Consider the following 17,264-nt stretch of genomic DNA (forward strand, 5'->3'; position numbering starts at 1 on the left):
CATGGCCAACTGGATCGATGCGCTGGCCGAGCTACAGGCCCAGGGTGAAGCGGGCGTACTGGTGACTATCCTTGAGGAGCACGGCTCCACCCCGCGCAACGCGGGCTCGAAGATGGTAGTCAGCGCCACTGCCCTGTACGACACCATCGGCGGCGGCCACCTGGAATACAAGGCCTTGGCCATCGCCCGCCGGCTGTTGGCCGCCGGCACCCAGCAACCGCACCTGGAGCGCTTCAGCCTGGGGGCCAGCCTGGGCCAGTGCTGCGGCGGCGCCACGGTGTTGCTGTTCGAGCCGCTGGGCCAGCCACGCGCACACATCGCCGTGTTCGGTGCCGGCCACGTCGGCCGTGCGCTGGTGCCGTTGCTGGCGAGCCTGCCGTGCCGGGTGCGCTGGGTGGATGCCCGCGAGCAGGAGTTTCCCGATGCCCTACCCGCCGGTGTGAGCCGGGTGGTCAACGACGACCCGGTGGAGGAAGCCGAGCGCCTGCCGCCCGGTAGCTACTGCATCGTGATGACCCACAACCATGCGCTGGATCTGGAACTTGCGGCGGCGATCCTGGCCCGCAACGACTTCGCCTACTTTGGCCTGATCGGCTCGAAAACCAAACGCACGCGCTTCGAGCATCGCCTGCGCGAGCGCGGTTTCGACCCCGCGGTGGTGCAGCGCATGCGTTGCCCGATGGGCCTGGCCGCGGTCAAGGGCAAGCTGCCGGTAGAGATCGCCGTGTCGATCGCCGCCGAAGTGATCGCCACCTATAACGCAGACTTCGGCCAGCATTCAGCCAGCCACGAACCCATCGCCCGCCTGCTGCCGCGCTCGCGCCGCGGCCAGGCCCTGCCAGGATGACCCCATGCCCGCCCACGCCTACCGCAGTGCCCTGCTCCACAGCCTCGGCGACCCCGCCGATGTCGGTGTAGCCGCGAGCTATCAATACATCGCCGACGGCCTGCTGCTGGTCGAAGGCGGCAAGATCACCGCCATGGGCGACGCTGCCGAGCTGCTGCCTACACTGCCGGCCGGCACCCCGGTCGAGCGCCTGGACAACGCGCTGATCACCCCTGGTTTTATCGACACCCACATCCACTTCCCACAAACCGGCATGGTCGGCGCCTACGGCGAGCAGTTGCTCGACTGGCTCAATACCTACACCTTCCCCTGCGAGCGGCAGTTCGCAAGCCCCGCCCATGCGGAAAAGGTGGCCGGGATCTTCATCAAGGAGTTACTGCGCAACGGCACCACCACCGCCCTGGTGTTTGCCAGCGTGCACCCGGAGTCGGTCGATGCGTTTTTCACCGAAGCCCAGCGCCTGGACCTGCGCATGATTTGCGGCAAGGTGATGATGGACCGCAACGCGCCGGATTATCTCACCGACACCGCCCAGGGCAGCTATGCGCAAAGCAAGGCGCTGATCGAACGCTGGCACGGCAAGGGCCGCCTGCACTACGCGGTGACCCCGCGCTTCGCCCCTACCAGCACGGCGCAGCAACTGGCGCTGGCCGGGCAGTTGCTGGCTGAGCATGAAGGGCTGTACCTGCACACCCACATCAGCGAAAACCCCAAGGAGGTGGAATGGGTCAAGGCACTGTTTCCCGAGCGCAGCGGCTACCTCGATGTATACGACCATTACCAATTGCTGGGCCCACGCTCGGTATTGGCCCATGGCGTGCATCTGTGCGATGAAGAATGCGCGCGCTTGGCTGAAACCGGCTCGGCCATCGCCTTTTGCCCTACCTCCAACCTGTTTTTGGGCAGCGGCCTGTTCAACCTGCCGATGGCCGAGCGGCACAAGCTGAAAGTGGGCCTGGGCACCGACGTGGGCGCCGGCACCAGCTTTTCGATCCTGCAGACCCTCAACGAAGCGTACAAGGTGATGCAATTACAAGGGGCACGGTTAAGCCCGTTCAAGTCGCTGTACCTCGCCACCCTCGGCGGTGCGCGAGCGCTGTCGTTGGAGGATCGCATCGGCAGCCTGCAGGTGGGTCACGAGGCGGATTTCCTCGTGCTGGACTTGGCGGCCACGCCGCTGCTGGAATACCGCCTGAAGCAATGCAATGACATTGCCGAAACGCTGTTCGTGCTGATGACGCTGGGCGATGACCGGGTGATCGAGCGAACGGTGGCCCATGGGCAGGTGGTGCATCGGCGCTGACCTATTAGATCTACCAGTTACCCGCCGGCTTGGCGTACTCGATACTCCCGCATTTGCAATCGCCGGCAGTGCCTACCATGAACCATTTGCTCTCGCCCCCCCAACGCCTGGTCGCAACCGACACGGCCGCAAGCGTGCTGAGGCACGGTAGCAGCCGCTTGGCTTATATGCCGTTCGGTGAGTGCCCAGAGGGCCTTGCTCGCTTCACCGGCCAGTGGCAAGAGCCCGCGGCCGGCCTTTACCTGCTCGGCACCGGCCGGCGCGCTGGCGTGCCGGCACTGATGCGGTTTGCCAGCCCCGACGCGTTTTCACCGTTTGCCGAAGGCGGCTTGAACGCCTACGCCTACTGCGCGGCAGAGCCGGTCAACCGCGTGGATCCAGAAGGTGCAAGCTGGGGCACATGGCTGAATGGGCTGGTGGACGCCCTAACACCCAAATTGGCGATCAAGGGGAAAGTTCATCATCAATTTTTGGATACCCCGCTGGGTTCATTCAAAGGGCTTGGCGTATCTGCTGACCTCTCGATAATGACCAATGGCCGGAGCGCACAAGGGGTCATAAACTCGGTCACTTTAGGTAAACCGCACATACCGGAAGGTAGGCAGTGGTTGAATTACAACGCCAATGCGCAGGCTTTGCCTAACTTGGTATCGACGGGCGTTGTTTGCGACCTGTCTGCGTCGACCCATGGCCGGCATGCGGCGGCCGTGGCGCACTCGATTCCTCTCGGCGAAGGCACTGCCAGAGTACTCGGCACCGAGGTGAAGTTCGAAGCGCGTCTGGGTACCGGCGCCATGGCCGACGTGGCCGGCTATGCCCTGATAGGGGTAGCTGGCGCCGTCGCGGCCGCCGCCGGGGGCGCCAGGGGGTGGCGGCTGATACGCCAGACATTGCGGCACGCCCGGCGCTGACCTGGCGGTTGCCTAGCGCTTGCCGCGGATCACATGGCTGAACACCGCATGCAGGTCGCCCGAGGCGCTGTCTTCATCCAGGTTCAGTTTGCCGTCGATATGGTCCATGTGGTGCATCATCAGCTCCACCGCGCGGCCGGCATCGCCGCTTTCGATGGCGTCGATCAGTTGGGTGTGTTCGTCGTAGGAACAATGTGAGCGGTTGCCGCTTTCGTATTGGGCGATGATCAACGAGGTTTGCGACACTAGGCTGCGCTGGAAGCTGATCAGCGGGGCGTTGCCGGCGGCTTCGGCGAGCTTGAGGTGAAACTCGCCAGACAAGCGAATGCCCGCGCCACGGTCGCCACGGGTGAAGCTGTCGCGTTCGTCGGCAACCATTTGCCGCAGTGTGGCCAATTGCTCGGCACTGGCATTGAGCACCGCCAATTCGGTAATGGCCTTTTCGACGAGGCGCCGGGCGAAGAACACCTGGCGGGCTTCATCGACGCTGGGGCTGGCGACCACCGCACCACGATTGGGCCGCAGCAGCACCACCCCCTCATGGGCCAGGCGCGACAGCGCACGGCGGATGATGGTGCGGCTGACCCCGAAGATCTCCCCCAATGCTTCCTCACTGAGTTTGGTGCCTGGCGCCAGGCGCTGTTCGAGGATGGCCTCGAAGATATGCGCGTAAACCACATCATCCTGGGTGCCACTGCGCCCCGGTTGGCTGGCGCGGGCCTGTTTCTTCAGAGGTTGCAGCTGTTCGTTCATGGGAACTCGAAAGCGGGAAAGGCGAGGCGATGGGGCATTGTACACAGCCGCGCACGCCTGTGCCTATGCAGGGTTCGCCTGCCTCGCTGGGCGGGGGCGCAGCCAAAGGCGCGGCGCCAGGGGCCGGTGCCGGTATAGGTTTGCCGGTACTCAGCGCACCGGCTTGACGGCAAGCGTTGCCCGTGTATGGTTCACCAGCGGATGTTCATGGGCACGGCCAGTGCGTTGAACGCCGTGGCCTTTATGACAGGGATACTCCACATGGCTATTGAAACCTGGTTGCTGTTCTGCGCCGCTGCCGCGGCGGTGATCCTCCTGCCCGGCCCGCTGTCGCTGCTGATGATCGGCAACAGCCTGAATTACGGGCTATTGCGCTCGTACCCCGCCTTTTTGGGTGGGGTCACTGCGTCCAGCAGCCTGCTGTGCGCCTCGGCGCTGGGGTTAGGCGCGCTGTTACTGGCCTCGGAGCAGTTGTTTTCGGTATTGAAGGTGGCAGGCGCCCTGTACCTGTTCTACCTCGCCGCGCAAAGCTGGCGGCAATCGCGCCAGCCAGCGCAACCCGCTGAGGTGCCTGGCCGCCTGGCGCCGCCACGCTTTGGCAAGTTATTTGGCCGGGCATTCATGCTGGGCGCCAGCAACCCGAAAGACATCCTGTTCTTTGCCGCTTTTTTGCCGCAGTTCCTCGATGCTGGCCACCCGCTGGGGCCGCAGCTGTGGGTGATGGTCGCCAGTTGGGCGCTGTTGGACCTTACCTGCAAGCTGGGCTACGGCCTGGGTGCGCGCGGCGCGGCGCGCTACTTACGCAGCGGCCGCGGCCAGGTGTGGTTCAACCGCGCCAGCGCCGCATTGTTTGGCGGTGCCGGGGCGGCGGCCCTGCTGAGCCGGCACTAACCCGCCTGCAAGCGCATGAGCACCAGCCGATCATCCGCAGGGCTAGCGCCGAACCGCACGCACGCCACCAGGGGGACCAGCCTGCCGGTGCCCAGTGCTTGGCGCAGTGGCTCGGCTTGTTGTGCCGGCAGCTCGGCCAGCCATGTATCGATCCAGGCGTTCGACAGCATGCGCCCTTGCCCAGGCGGCGCCAGGTTCAGCTCATGGCTGAAGCTGTGCCGTGGCAGCACCAGGTAAGCCAGGCCGGTATTGGCTTGGCCGTAATGCATCACCCCACCGTGCGCCCCGTGGTAGGCCAACCCATAGTGCTGCAAGGCATTACCGACCAACATGGCGATACCCTGAGGTTGTGGCGCCTGCCGCGCGGCAAGCAAGCGGCGGTGTTCGCCCGCGCCAAAGGTCAGGTGCAGGCTGGCCGGTGATGCCGTTGGCAGTTCGGGGGTGATGACCAGCCGATAACCTGAGCCGGCGGGCAAAGCGGTAGGTGCGTGCGGCATGGCTAGCCTGATCGGGTCGGCAAGGCTACCCAGGTGAGCGCTGTGCCCCTGCCATGCCACCAGTACGTGTTCCAGCCGCGTTAACCGCGCCAAGGCGTCGCCCTGGGTGGCCTGGAACACATGGTCGGCCACATTGAGCGCACTGACCGCTGAAAGCCCTGGGCGCGCGAGCATGGCCATCTGCTCAACCGGTGCTGCGAACATCGGCCGCTGCGCGCGCCATACCGCACCGCGGCGAGCGAACAGCCAGGGCTGCTCGTCGAAGCGGGCATGCAGGTATTGGTTAAGCGCCTGCAATGACAACGGGTCAGGCAACGACAGCGGGTGGCTGATCACGACCGTTCCAGGGTTTGGCGTGGGAAATATCGGCAACCGCAACCCTTCTACCTCGATGGCCTGGGCGGGCCCATCGGGCTGCGAACGGTACAGGCCGGAGCGGAAGTCGGTTTCGATGTCTTGATCGGTGAGCGGTTGCAGCCAGCGCCGCCATGGCGCTTCGGCGGGTGGTTCCGGCTCAAGGCCGGCGACCAGGCGAATACGCTGCAGGCGCATACGCACCTCTTGCCCGGCGATACCGACGCCGGCAATGAGGGTGTGCAAGCGGCCTTCACGCCGCGCGGTCTGCAAGTATTGGCGCAGCGCGGGGTGTTCGATACGTTCGATGACACGGCGCACGTGGAGCTCACTGAAGAACAACGCGAGCGGGCCGCCGGCTGCCGGTTGGGTGGTCGGGATGTGAAACGTGCTGCCGGCGCGCTGGGTCAGCATCAGGTAACTATCGGGCAGGCCAGCGCGACGAAACAGGGTCAACGTACGCCCGTGGTGGTCGAGGTTGTCGAGAATCTCATAGCCACCGCGCGTCAGCACCCGCTCCACCACCTGGCTGAAGCCCCCAGCGATATTGGCCATCGAACGCCTGGCCAGGGCCACGTCGTCGGCGCCCAGGCGAATCCCCAGCCGGTCGAAACGCACTACCGGCGCGCCCAAACCGAACACCACCGGCAGTTGCCGCACCTCGAAAAGGTCAAGGCCTCGCAACGGCTCGCGGTAATCGTCCAGCCGCTTCCCCCGCCCTTCAACGATGTCTTCAAGACGCCGCAGGCGCTGACCATGCAAACGGTTGTGCGGTGGCGCAATACCAGGCACTTCGCCCTCGCGGTACAATGCCTCGCCCCAAGCCTCGACCGTCTCATCGGTCAACCATGGGCGCACGCGGCGCAAGCGCTGAATAAAGGTTTCAGGGTACGGCCCCAGCAGCGTCGCCGCAGCCGGCACGCTGTCACCCAGTTGCACCCGCAACGGCCCCGCGCCACGTTCGATCAGCCGGTCCAACTCACCGAGGCTTTCGGGCAAGGGGCCCGGGCCAGGAATATAAGTACGCCGATCATTGGCTACCGGCCGCCCCATCAATGGATAATAGCGGCCGTTCAGGCGAACATGCGGCCGGGTCACCCCTTCCCCGCTGAACATGATGTCGGCTTGGCCACCGTATTGCCCGCCGAAGAATCGGTCGGCCGGGGTGATGGCCACCTCCAAGCCCGCCAACAGGTGGTCTGCCGGCGGCGGCCCCGGCAGGTCCCCGGTGCGCCGATATTGCAGCGCCCATTGCGGTATGCGGGCCTCGGCCACATAGGCCCTGGCGAATTCTTCAGCCGCCGTGTCGTCGAGAAAGTCAAATTGCGCCAACAGGCGCCGGCCCTGGGCCAGCGCAGTGGCCCGCCTTCCTGCGCCCCAGTCGGCAAACACACTTTCTGCTGCGGTCAGCTTGCCGCCGCCACCTAGCACGCCGACGTCGGCGTGCCGGGCCCAGTGCATACCCTCGCGGCGCACCGGCGCTTCGTAGAACTGCCCAGGTAAACGGCGCAGGCGCAACGTGCCCTCGCCAGGGCGGCGGTATACCTGCCGCAGGTGGCCGTCCAGTTCGATCCATTGTTCGCCGCCACGCAGGAAACTACCGGTATCGCGGCCATGCAAATACTGGCGATCTTGCGGCGTGTAGCGCAGCGCTAGCGCGGGCAAGCGATTGCCACTGCGCAACAGCCGCCGCGCCGCGGCGGCCTTGCGCAACGCCGGTAAGCCGGCCAGGCCGGGAACCAGTGAGGTCAATACATCCAGCACGCTGGCGCCCAGTGCGCCGGCTGCCTCGAAGGCGGCTACCGCGTCGCGCCGGCCCCCGGCCTCTTGCAGCAGGCGCACGCTTTCATAGGCTTCCTGAAGGCTGATCAGGGTGCCGATACCGGGCACGAAAGACAATGCAAAGCGCCCCCAACCCAACCAATACTGCGCCGCCGAAGGCCGCGCTTGCAAAATACTGCGCTGGCTACGCCCGTGCTGCTCGGCCTGGGCCAACAGCAGCAAACGCCGGTCGGCCAATTGCAGCCTACCCAGGGTCTGCTCGGCGCTACGGTGAAGGCTCAGGTAGCCGTGATAGTCGCGCAGTGCGGCTTGGTTCATGTAGCTGAGCACCTCAGCCACCACCAACCCTTTGAGGCGTTCGGCCAGGTATTGGCGAAAATGCGGTTGGGCCTTGAGCTCATCCAGCAACCATTGCGAAACCGCGCCTACCTGTGGGCGCTCCACCAATACCGGCCCGTGTGGCACACCTGGCAGGTACAGCACGGCCAAGCCGTCGCTGCGGCGCTCGACCACGCCCACCCCTTGCACGCCCCGCTGCGGGTGCACGCCAATGGAAAGCTGCAGGGTGTGAATGCACAGGCCGGCCTGTTCAAGCGCCGCTGGGGTACGTGCCACCGCCGCGGCCAACAGCATGTTCAGCCCCGCTGTGCTAAGTTGGCGGCGCCAATGGGCGACCTGCGCGCACAAGCTGATCTCGTGCTCATAGGGCTCGAGCAGGCGTTGCGGATCATCCGATTCTTCAGGGGCTAGCCGGTGTTCGAGTAACTGTTCGTAACGGCGCAGTGGGTCCTCTTCGGCCAGCAGCCGGCCCAAGTAATGCGGGGTCCACTGCCAGCGCGCGTGCTCCGGGTGAGGGCCCTGGTCACCCGGCTCACAGGCCGGCACGAAGGGGGCAAGCAGGTGTGCCATCGCCAGCCGTGCCTGTTCCATTTCGCTGCCTAGGTCGATGTTTTCGCAGGCGAACTGGGCCAGGGTCAAGGTTTCCCAAGCGTCGCCCGCCACCCACCGCGGGCCAGGCTCAGCGGGCGGGTAGATCAACAGGTCGGCCGGCGGCGGCTCCACGATGGCCGGATAAGGCCGATACTCAACCGCCATCGGGCGCTCAATGAACGGCGCATCGGGCGCCACGCTAACGCACAGCGCCCGGCGAATGCGGGCCGCCATAAGCTTGCCAGCGAAATCGGCAAAGCTCGGCAGGGTGTCGGCCAGCCAATGCTCCAGGCGCTGCGAGGCATGGTGATACGCGCCTAGTTGGTCGGTGTAGCGGCGCCGGGCCGCCTCATCGAGGGCCAGCAGCCACGGCGGCAAGCGATCGATGACCGCCGCCGCGAACCAACGCCCCTCTACCTCGCCTATGGCTGCCAGCCGTGTGGCGTTGTCGGCAATGGCCAGGCAACCGAGCGTCTCTTGCCAGGCCCGTTCCTGGGCGGCCACACGGGGCATATCCGGCCAAGGCCCTTGCCCACCCTCGATGGCTTGGGCGGCGGCTTGCCATTGCCCGGCGATCTCCCGTAACCCACCTAGCAGCCCATCGGGCAGCACCTCGAAGCCGACCGGCCCATCCAGAGAAAATGTCGCCGGCAAGCGCGGCGCCAGTTGTTTCATCAAGGGCGTTGGCACCCCACAGCGCAGGGTGAACGCCAAGCGCTCGCGAAGCTCGCTGGGGTGCATGACATACTGCAACCCGCCCGCTGCACCGTGCAGCCAAAGGAACACGTGCTGGGCATGGGTGTTGGCTTGCCACAGGTAGGCATCGGCCAACACCCAGGCCCCCGGTATCGGCATGCCGCCCACGTGCACCGCGCAACACTGGAAGGTGCCGGGCGCCAAGTGGCTACCCAACCAGGCCAGGGCATCGGCCGGTAGCGCGCCCTCCTCGTGTTGCAGCCAGGCCTCGTGCCATAGCGCATCCCGCAAGGCCGGCAACAGCGCCGCCGGGGCCTGCTCGATCGTCGCCAAGCTTAGCCCGCCCAACGCTTGCTGGCTGGCCTGGCAGGCGCCCGCGCGGCGCGCCAAATGCTCCCTATAGGTGGCCAAGGCCGGCGCGCTGGGTGGCAGCTCGCCGAAACGTTCGAGCAAGCGGGCTTGGTGCCGGTTTCGGTCGCCCTCTAACAACAGCCGGGGATAGGCCTGGGATTGGCTACCGGGGCGAAGCAACCGGTCGAAGGACTGCGCCTGCTCACCCAGCGCCTCGGCCAGCGCCGTTTGCCAGGCCGCGGGCTGCAGCGCTAGCGCTGAAAACAGTGGCGCATGCTCGGCAGCTAACAGCGGGGCCAAGGCCTGCGGTGGGGAAGGCGATGCCAAAGCATCGGCCACGGCGTTGAGCCATTCAACCGGGCGCTCGGCGATGGCCAAGGCCCCGTCGAGCGCGGCCATGGCTTGCTCTGCGTGGCCGGGCAAGAACGCTACCGGCTCCAGCGTTGGGGGCCCTAATAAATCGGTAAGGTCGGTCATGGGGCTTCCTTGTTCGAAAGCCACCATTGTTTGCAGGCATGGGAAAGGCTGTGCCCTACCATGGCACTTCACACCCGGGCGGCAAACGGATTAAGCACCCAGTGAAGCGACTCAGCCGTTCACAAACGTTGACGGGTAAATGGTGTTGCCGGGCAAGCCGGGGCGACGCGTCATAGTAGGGCTACGGCGACAGGCCACTTCTGAAACACCACACTGGACGCTTCAGCTACCGCGATAAGTGGAATAGCTATAAGGCGAGAGCAGCAACGGCACGTGATAATGGTTTTGCCGCGCATCCAGGCCCACGCGCAGCACCACCACGTCTAAAAACGCAGGTTCAGCCAGTGCCGTGCCGCGCGCGCGATAATAATCGCCGGCGTGAAAATGCAATTGATAAACACCGCTGGCGAACGCTTCGCCCTCCAGCAGTGGTGCATCGCAGCGGCCGTCGGCGTTGGTCACGGTGCTGGCAAGTGGTTCGAGCAGTTGCCCGCGCACGCGGTACAGTTCGACACGGATGCCCTGGCCGGGGCAACCATGGGCTGCGTCGAGCACGTGGGTGGTAAGTGCTGCCATGGCTGGCCTCCAAGGTTGGGCGTGTATGCACCAGATCAGGGCAATCGGGCGCAAAGATCATGAATACTGGACAGTTTAATGTAAAATTGTACACAAGTTTTGGGGCAACCTTTTCACTGCTCCGCCGCTGCGCTTGGCATTCTGCAATGTTTAGCATAGGCGCCAGGTTATGCACAGCAAGCTGACCATTCAGGCAGGTTTTTTGCAAGGTCTGGTTATAGGTTATCTAAAATATCCACGGGAAAAATGCGCCCCAATCGCCCAGCAAAGTTGTATACAATAAATCCATTACCGCGGCCGGCGGTTGCCGTGCCTTCTTCTTTTGCCTGAAAGGACACCCTCGTGAGTGCAGATTACCCACGCGACCTGATCGGTTACGGCGACCGCCCTCCCCATCCGCAATGGCCAGGCCAGGCACGCATCGCGTTGTCGTTCGTGCTCAACTATGAAGAAGGTGGCGAGCGCAACGTGCTGCACGGCGATAAAGAATCCGAAGCCTTCCTCTCCGAAATGGTGTCTGCCCAACCGCTGCAGGGCGTGCGCAACATGAGCATGGAATCGCTGTACGAATACGGTAGCCGCGCCGGGGTGTGGCGCATCCTTGCGCTGTTCGCCCGGCATGAGATCCCGCTGACCATCTTCGCCGTGGCCATGGCCGCCCAGCGCCACCCCGCGGTGATCCGCGCAATGGTCGAGGCCGGCCATGAAATTTGCAGCCACGGTTACCGCTGGGTCGACTACCAGTACATGAGCCCCGAGCAAGAACGCGAGCACCTGCAGCAGGCCGTGCGTATCCTCACCGAACTCACCGGGCAGCGCCCGCTGGGCTGGTACACCGGCCGCACCAGCCCGAACACCCGGCGCCTGGTGATGGAAGAAGGCGGCTTCTTGTATGACTGCGACACCTACGACGACGACCTGCCCTATTGGGAGCCGAACACGCCCACCGGCAAGCCGCACTTGGTGATCCCCTACACCCTCGACACCAACGACATGCGTTTCACCCAGGCGCAAGGCTTCAACACCGGCGAGCAGTTCTTTCAATACCTTAAGGATGCCTTCGACACCCTTTACGAAGAAGGCGCCAGCGCGCCGAAGATGCTTACGGTCGGCCTGCATTGCCGGTTGATCGGGCGGCCGGCGCGGCTGGCGGCGCTCAAGCGCTTCGTTGAGTACACCGAAGGCTTCGAGGGGGTGTGGTATGCCCGCCGGGTAGACATCGCCCGCCATTGGTACGCCACCCACCCCTATACCGGGGGTGCGCAGTGACCGCGTTCAGCCACCTGACCCCCTCGCAGTTGGACCGCCAAGGGTTCATCGCAGCCTTCGGCGACATCTACGAGCACTCCCCGTGGGTAGCCGAGGCTGCCTTCGACAGCGCCCACGGCACCGAGCTGGACCAGGTCGAAAGCCTACACCAGCACATGAGCCAAGCGTTGCACCGCGCGGGCCGGGAACGCCAGTTGGCCCTGATCAACGCCCACCCCGACCTCGCCGGCAAGGCCGCGGTGGCCGGGGAGCTGACTGCCGCCAGCACGCGCGAGCAGGCTGGTGCCGGCATCCATGAATGCACCGCGGAAGAATTCGCACGGTTTACCGCGCTTAACAGCGCCTACAAGGCCCGCTTCGGCTTCCCGTTCATCATGGCCGTGAAAGGCAGCAACCGGCAGCAGATTCTTGCCGCGTTCGAGCAACGCATCGGGCACACCCCGGAACAAGAGTTTCGCTGCGCCCTGGCCGAGATCGATAAGATCGCGCTGTTGCGCCTGCTGGCTCTTTAACCGCCCCTACACCACAAGGCACGGAACCCCATGAAAGCGTACGCCGCCCCCTTCGAAAAGTTTGTCAACCTGGCCGATGCACGCCTCGGCACCCAGGCCATCAGCGTGACCGATGATTGGTTCGCCGACGTTAACCGGATGTTCCAACCCACCCCGGCGGTGTGGAAAGAAGGCGTATTCGACGACAACGGCAAGTGGATGGACGGCTGGGAGTCGCGCCGTAAACGCTTTGAGGGCTATGACCACGCGGTGATTCGGCTGGGGGTGCCGGGCACGATCAAGGGCATAGACATCGACACCTCGTATTTCACCGGCAACTACCCGCCCTCGGCCTCGCTCGAAGGCTGCTTCGTGGCCGACGGCGACCCCACCAGCAGCACCGTGTGGGCCGAAGTACTGCCGGCGGTAGACCTGCAAGGCAACAGCCACCACTACCACGAGGTGCGTAGCGAGCAAGCCTTCACCCACCTGCGCTTCAACATCTACCCCGACGGCGGCGTGGCACGCCTGCGAGTGTATGGGGTTCCGTTTCGTGACTGGGCCACCGTCGGTGACACCGAGGCGTTGGACCTGGCCGCCGCGCTCAATGGCGGCCGCGCCCTGGCCTGCTCGGACGAACACTTCGGGCGCATGGGCAACCTGCTCAACCCCGGCCGTGGCGTGAACATGGGCGACGGCTGGGAAACCGCGCGCCGCCGCACCCCTGGCAACGACTGGGTGATCATCGCCCTGGGCCACCCGGGCGTGGTCGAGCAGGTGATCGTCGACACCTTGCACTTCAAAGGTAACTACCCCGACAGTTGCTCGATCCAAGCGGCGTATGTGAAGGGCGGCACCGACAGCCAAATCGAAACCCAAAGCCTGTTCTGGCGCGAACTGCTCCCTAGCCAGAAGCTCTCCATGCACCAGGAGCACAGCTTCGCCGAACAGCTCCACGCCCTCGGGCCAATCACCCACATCCGCCTGAACGTGTTCCCCGACGGCGGCGTGAGCCGCCTGCGGGTGCTGGGCAAGCTGGCCCGCTGAATGGCCCATTCCCTTTTTGACCGGAACCCAAGCATGCGTACTCTCGCCATCGAGCCGCTGGCCCCGCAAGCGTTCGCCCCATTCGGCGACGTCATCGACACCGACGGCCGCGATTTCTTCATGATCAACAACGGCTCGACGCAGCGCTATCACAAGCTGGCCGAAGTACAGACCGAATCGCCTGAAGACCGGGCCATCATCAATATCTTTCGCGCCCAAGCCCTGCAGTACCCGCTAACAGTGCGCATGCTCGAGCGCCACCCACGCGGCAGCCAGGCGTTCATACCGCTGCTGGGCAACCCCTTTCTGATCGTGGTGGCGCCCCCTGGCGATGAGCCGGTATCAGGCTTGGTTCGTGCCTTCATCAGCAACGGCAGGCAGGGCATCAATTACCATCGCGGCGTTTGGCACCACCCAGTGCTGGCGATCGAACAGCAGGATGACTTCCTGGTGGTCGATCGCAGCGGGCCTGGCGACAACTGCGACGAGTTCTACTTCAGCGAGCCGCAACAAGTGCTGCTCGAATTCCACCGATAAAAGAAGGCCGGCCTGCTGCGGTGCATCGCACCCGCGCGCCGGCGTGAGGCTACAACTGTGCAAGCACATCTGATGGAGTGGCTGAATCTAGGCGTGCGCTGGGTTCACATGATCGTCGGGATCGCCTGGATCGGCGCGTCCTTTTATTTTGTTTGGTTGGAGAACAACCTCGACCGGCGCAACCCTGGCGAAGGGCTGTCCGGCGATTTATGGGCCATTCATGGTGGCGGCATCTACCACCTGAAGAAATACAAGCTGGCACCGCCGCAAATGCCTGAGCACTTGCACTGGTTCAAATGGGAGGCCTACGCCACCTGGTTGAGCGGGGTGGCGTTGCTGTGCGTGGTGTTCTACTTCAACCCCACGCTTTACTTGCTCGCCCCCGGCAGCACCTTGAGCGGGGCCGAAGGGGTGGCCCTGGCCCTCGGCTCGCTGGCGCTGGCCTGGTTCATCTACGACATACTTTGCGACTCGTACCTGGGCGACCGCCCGGCGGTGCTGGCGTTGATATTGTTCGTGCTGATCATCGGCGCCTGCTATGGGTTCAGCAAGGTGTTCAGCGGCCGCGCCGCCTACCTGCACACCGGGGCGATCATTGGCACTATCATGGTCGGCAATGTGTTTCGCACCATCATGCCGGCGCAGCGCGCATTGGTGGCGGCGATCAAGGAGAACCGCACCCCCGACCCGAGCCTGCCCGCCAAGGGCCTGTTGCGCTCGCGGCACAACAACTACTTCACCTTGCCAGTGCTGTTCATCATGATCAGCAACCACTTCCCCAGCACCTACGGTAGCCCCTATAACTGGGCGATCCTGGCGGGTATCGCGGCCGTGGCCATTTTGGTGCGGCATTATTTCAACACCCGCCACAATAGCCAGCGCTACGCTTGGGCATTGCCAGTGGGCGCGCTGGGCATGCTGTGCCTGGCCTACGTGACCGGCCCCACGCCGGTGGCCCGCCCGGCCAACGCCCAGGTGGAATTCCAGCCGCTGCCCGAAACCGCCCTCGGCGGGCGCCGCGCTGACGACCCGACGCCACCGCCCCCCGCCGCCGCACCGACTACGCCGGCCCCGGCGGCGCCCAGCGCCCAGGCGCAAGCCGCACAGGCCACACCGGCCAGCGGCAGTGGCGGGTTCGCCAAGGTGCACAGCGTGATCAAAGAGCGCTGTACGGTGTGCCATTCGGCCAACCCCACCAGCAGCCTGTTCAGCTCGGCGCCAGCGGGGGTAATGTTCGACACCCCCGAGCAGATCCAGCAGATGGCCGCGCGCATTCAGGCGCAGGCGGTGGCCAGCCAGATCATGCCGCTGGGCAACGTCACCCAGATGACCCCTGAAGAACGCCAACTGATCGGCGACTGGACCGCCAACGGCGCACACCTCAACTAATGCCCCCCTGCGGGGCGGCCCGGCCAGCCGCCCCTGCGCCATTAAGACACCTGCGTAGCCCGCGCTGCCCCAGTATCGTGCGTCCCCCTAGCGCCACGCCATGGGGTTTTACGCGGCAATGCCCCGGGAAACCTTATTTTCAACCGAGCGGACAACTTTTTTGCGCCCTGGCGTAACAGTTGGCGCAGCCATTGCTAGTGGCACCGGGCTGCCTAAAAAGCTGACCGAATGGACAACCACTAGAGCAAGGCGCCGCAGACGCGCCACTCGTATCACCTAGGAGCGTACCCGCATGAAATCGACCCTCTGCAGCCTGGCACTGGCCGGCAGTGTACTGGCCACCGCACCGGCAATGGCCGGTGAATGGCTGCAATGGCAAAGCAACAGCCTCACCTACCTGTGGGGCAAGGACTTCGCCGTAGACCCGGAAACCCAGCAAACCTTCACCTTCGAGCACGCCGACAGCTGGAAGTACGGCGACAACTTCTTGTTCGTCGACAGCATCCACTACCAAGGCAAAAAGAGCGACAGCGCAGGCAACAACACCCTGTACGGCGAGTTCAGCCCACGGTTGTCGGCCAGCAAGATCTTCGGCCAGCCGATTGCCCTTGGCCCCGTCAAGGACGTGCTGCTGGCCATGACGTACGAGTTTGGTGAAGGTGATGTGGAGTCGTACCTGATCGGCCCGGGCTTCGACCTCAACGTGCCGGGTTTCGATTACTTCCAGCTCAACTTCTACAAACGCTACAGCGACGGCTCGCGTGCCGGCGACAACGTATGGCAGATCACCCCGGTGTTTTCCTATACCCTCCCGGTGGGCAAATCCGACATTCTCGTCGACGGTTACATCGATTGGGTCGTCGGCAACGACTCCAACAACCACGGTGACTACCACGCCAACCTGCACGTGAACCCGCAGATCAAATACGACCTGGGCAAGGCACTGAACCTGGGCGAGAAGCAGCTCTATGTGGGGATCGAATACGACTACTGGGAAAACAAATACGGGATCAAGGACACGGACTCCTTCGACACCAACCAGAATACGGCCAGCTTTTTGCTGAAAGTGTTCTTTTAAGGCCCTATACACCGCCAGTTGCCAGCCGCCGCTTGCAGCTGGCCGCTGGCCGCTTGCACAATAGCCCCCATGGCACCCCCCAACTGCTGTTCCCCCCTGCATACCCACTGGCCGCTGCCCGAGCCGTTGCCCGGCGCGGTGCTGGTCAGTTGCGGCTTTACCCCGGCACACCTGCAACCGGGTGACTTCGCCACCTACGGCATTGCGCCGCCGCCCAGCATTCAGCGCTCCGTCGCCAAGCGCCAAGCGGAGTTCCTGGCCGGGCGGCTGTGCGCGCGCCAAGCGGTGCAGGCGGTGGCGGGCGTGCCCTGGGTGGCGCCGATCGGTGAAGACCGCGCGCCCGTGTGGCCGCCCGGTATCAGCGCTTCGATCACCCATGGCGGCGGCTGGGCGGCCTGCGTGGCCGCACCCGCCAAACAGTGGCTGGGGCTGGGCCTGGACGTAGAACAATTGCTGCCGGCCGAACGCGCGCGCCGCCTGGCCGGGGAAATCCTCACACCGGCAGAGCTTGCCCGCCTGCCCACCGACGACGCCACTGCGGCCCTGGCGATCACCTTGACGTTCTCGCTCAAGGAAAGCTTGTTCAAGGCCCTTTACCCGCAGGTGCTGCAGCGGTTTTACTTCGAGCATGCCGAACTGTTGGAGTGGTCTGCACAGGGCCAGGCGCACTTGCGCTTATTGGCCGACCTGGGCACTGGCTGGCCCGCCGGGGCTGTGCTGCGCGGCCAATTCCAGGTGGCGGGCGGGCGCTTATTGAGCCTGGTGGCAGTGCCGGCGCCGGCATAAAAAAGCCCGATTCGCTACAGCCCAAGGCCCTCGCGGGCTGCCCGCGAACGGCCCACAGCTCTACACATTTTGCCCACATGTTATCCACACAGCTCGGTGTTGCAATGAGGTGCAGACCGCATTATCTTGTATCCCGACTTTACCGAACCACTACATGTTGGGGTTTCGGCTAAACCAGAACCACAACTCGAAGTCTCGGCGCAAGCATTGGCAAGCTCATTTTTTGCCAAATATTTCGAGTTTTTGCCGTTCCGCGCAGCCTCTCGCGCGGGCCGGCCTCGAGCCTGCCCAGCAGGCCG

At 64.5% G+C, this 17,264-nt stretch carries 14 protein-coding genes; 11 read left to right on the forward strand and 3 right to left on the reverse strand.

Annotated features, from left to right (window positions below; genetic code table 11):
- The first annotated feature begins 1 nt into the window (after nt 1).
- From xdhC to HAQ05_RS29465, 3 genes are all read left to right on the forward strand, one after another.
- Entirely contained in the window at nt 2-847 is an 846-nt protein-coding gene (gene xdhC / locus HAQ05_RS10495) for a xanthine dehydrogenase accessory protein XdhC (RefSeq protein ID WP_190420161.1), read from the forward strand.
- A 4-nt stretch (nt 848-851) separates the two neighbouring features.
- The gene (guaD, locus tag HAQ05_RS10500) at nt 852-2,150 is read left to right on the forward strand and encodes a guanine deaminase (RefSeq protein WP_190420163.1); all 1,299 of its coding nucleotides are present in this window, start codon (nt 852-854) and stop codon (nt 2,148-2,150) included.
- A gap of 167 nt (nt 2,151-2,317) precedes the next feature.
- The gene (locus HAQ05_RS29465; protein WP_420825768.1) at nt 2,318-3,061 is read left to right on the forward strand and encodes an RHS repeat-associated core domain-containing protein; all 744 of its coding nucleotides are present in this window, start codon (nt 2,318-2,320) and stop codon (nt 3,059-3,061) included.
- A 12-nt stretch (nt 3,062-3,073) separates the two neighbouring features.
- Here HAQ05_RS29465 and HAQ05_RS10510 read toward each other — a convergent pair whose 3' ends face one another.
- On the reverse strand, nt 3,074-3,814 hold the full coding sequence (locus HAQ05_RS10510; RefSeq protein WP_190420167.1) for a GntR family transcriptional regulator: 741 nt from the start codon (nt 3,812-3,814) through the stop codon (nt 3,074-3,076).
- Between the two features lie 261 nt (nt 3,815-4,075).
- On the opposite strand from HAQ05_RS10510, the gene HAQ05_RS10515 reads away from it, so the two are divergent.
- On the forward strand, nt 4,076-4,705 hold the full coding sequence (locus tag HAQ05_RS10515) for a LysE family translocator (protein ID WP_190420169.1): 630 nt from the start codon (nt 4,076-4,078) through the stop codon (nt 4,703-4,705).
- On the opposite strand, the gene HAQ05_RS10520 is transcribed toward HAQ05_RS10515, so the two are convergent.
- Together HAQ05_RS10520 and uraH are read right to left on the reverse strand one after the other, a co-directional pair.
- Nucleotides 4,702-9,792: a hypothetical protein gene (locus HAQ05_RS10520; protein WP_190420171.1), complete on the reverse strand. Its 5,091-nt coding sequence runs from the start codon at nt 9,790-9,792 to the stop codon at nt 4,702-4,704. The genes HAQ05_RS10515 and HAQ05_RS10520 overlap by 4 nt on opposite strands.
- Nucleotides 9,793-10,014: 222 nt before the next feature.
- Nucleotides 10,015-10,368, reverse strand: a complete 354-nt coding sequence (gene uraH / locus HAQ05_RS10525; RefSeq protein ID WP_190420173.1) for a hydroxyisourate hydrolase — start codon at nt 10,366-10,368, stop codon at nt 10,015-10,017.
- Between the two features lie 342 nt (nt 10,369-10,710).
- On the opposite strand from uraH, the gene puuE reads away from it, so the two are divergent.
- The 7 genes from puuE to HAQ05_RS10560 all read left to right on the forward strand — a co-directional run bounded on the left by puuE (nt 10,711) and on the right by HAQ05_RS10560 (nt 16,965).
- The gene (puuE, locus tag HAQ05_RS10530) at nt 10,711-11,637 is read left to right on the forward strand and encodes an allantoinase PuuE (protein WP_190420175.1); all 927 of its coding nucleotides are present in this window, start codon (nt 10,711-10,713) and stop codon (nt 11,635-11,637) included.
- A complete protein-coding gene (gene uraD / locus HAQ05_RS10535) occupies nt 11,634-12,149 on the forward strand; it encodes a 2-oxo-4-hydroxy-4-carboxy-5-ureidoimidazoline decarboxylase (RefSeq protein WP_190420177.1) in 516 nt (171 codons plus the stop codon). Before puuE ends, uraD begins: the two co-directional genes overlap by 4 nt.
- Nucleotides 12,150-12,179: 30 nt before the next feature.
- Nucleotides 12,180-13,175 (forward strand): allantoicase, encoded by a 996-nt coding sequence (alc, locus tag HAQ05_RS10540; RefSeq protein WP_190420179.1) that lies wholly within the window; start codon nt 12,180-12,182, stop codon nt 13,173-13,175.
- A 33-nt stretch (nt 13,176-13,208) separates the two neighbouring features.
- Complete coding sequence (locus tag HAQ05_RS10545; RefSeq protein ID WP_190420181.1) at nt 13,209-13,712, forward strand: ureidoglycolate lyase; 504 nt, start codon at nt 13,209-13,211, stop codon at nt 13,710-13,712.
- Between the two features lie 57 nt (nt 13,713-13,769).
- The gene (locus HAQ05_RS10550) at nt 13,770-15,101 is read left to right on the forward strand and encodes a urate hydroxylase PuuD (protein WP_190420183.1); all 1,332 of its coding nucleotides are present in this window, start codon (nt 13,770-13,772) and stop codon (nt 15,099-15,101) included.
- Nucleotides 15,102-15,393: 292 nt separating this feature from the next.
- Nucleotides 15,394-16,179, forward strand: a complete 786-nt coding sequence (locus tag HAQ05_RS10555; protein ID WP_190420185.1) for an outer membrane protein OmpK — start codon at nt 15,394-15,396, stop codon at nt 16,177-16,179.
- A 69-nt stretch (nt 16,180-16,248) separates the two neighbouring features.
- Nucleotides 16,249-16,965 carry a 4'-phosphopantetheinyl transferase family protein gene (locus HAQ05_RS10560; protein ID WP_190420186.1) on the forward strand — a complete coding sequence of 239 codons (717 nt, stop codon included), beginning with the start codon at nt 16,249-16,251 and terminating at the stop codon, nt 16,963-16,965.
- Nucleotides 16,966-17,264 lie beyond the last annotated feature (299 nt).

Origin of the sequence: Pseudomonas typographi, from assembly GCF_014694385.1 — a bacterium.
In the GTDB taxonomy this organism is placed as follows: Bacteria; Pseudomonadota; Gammaproteobacteria; order Pseudomonadales; family Pseudomonadaceae; genus Aquipseudomonas; species Aquipseudomonas typographi.

What these genes read in the sequence shown, in the direction of transcription:
- xdhC (WP_190420161.1), top strand. Translation starts at nt 2, where the DNA reads ATGGCCAACTGGATCGATGCGCTGGCCGAGCTACAGGCCCAGGGTGAA.
- guaD (WP_190420163.1), top strand. Translation starts at nt 852, where the DNA reads ATGCCCGCCCACGCCTACCGCAGTGCCCTGCTCCACAGCCTCGGCGAC.
- HAQ05_RS29465 (WP_420825768.1), top strand. Translation starts at nt 2,318, where the DNA reads ATGCCGTTCGGTGAGTGCCCAGAGGGCCTTGCTCGCTTCACCGGCCAG.
- HAQ05_RS10510 (WP_190420167.1), bottom strand. Translation starts at nt 3,814, where the DNA reads ATGAACGAACAGCTGCAACCTCTGAAGAAACAGGCCCGCGCCAGCCAA.
- HAQ05_RS10515 (WP_190420169.1), top strand. Translation starts at nt 4,076, where the DNA reads ATGGCTATTGAAACCTGGTTGCTGTTCTGCGCCGCTGCCGCGGCGGTG.
- HAQ05_RS10520 (WP_190420171.1), bottom strand. Translation starts at nt 9,792, where the DNA reads ATGACCGACCTTACCGATTTATTAGGGCCCCCAACGCTGGAGCCGGTA.
- uraH (WP_190420173.1), bottom strand. Translation starts at nt 10,368, where the DNA reads ATGGCAGCACTTACCACCCACGTGCTCGACGCAGCCCATGGTTGCCCC.
- alc (WP_190420179.1), top strand. Translation starts at nt 12,180, where the DNA reads ATGAAAGCGTACGCCGCCCCCTTCGAAAAGTTTGTCAACCTGGCCGAT.
- HAQ05_RS10545 (WP_190420181.1), top strand. Translation starts at nt 13,209, where the DNA reads ATGCGTACTCTCGCCATCGAGCCGCTGGCCCCGCAAGCGTTCGCCCCA.
- HAQ05_RS10555 (WP_190420185.1), top strand. Translation starts at nt 15,394, where the DNA reads ATGAAATCGACCCTCTGCAGCCTGGCACTGGCCGGCAGTGTACTGGCC.
- HAQ05_RS10560 (WP_190420186.1), top strand. Translation starts at nt 16,249, where the DNA reads ATGGCACCCCCCAACTGCTGTTCCCCCCTGCATACCCACTGGCCGCTG.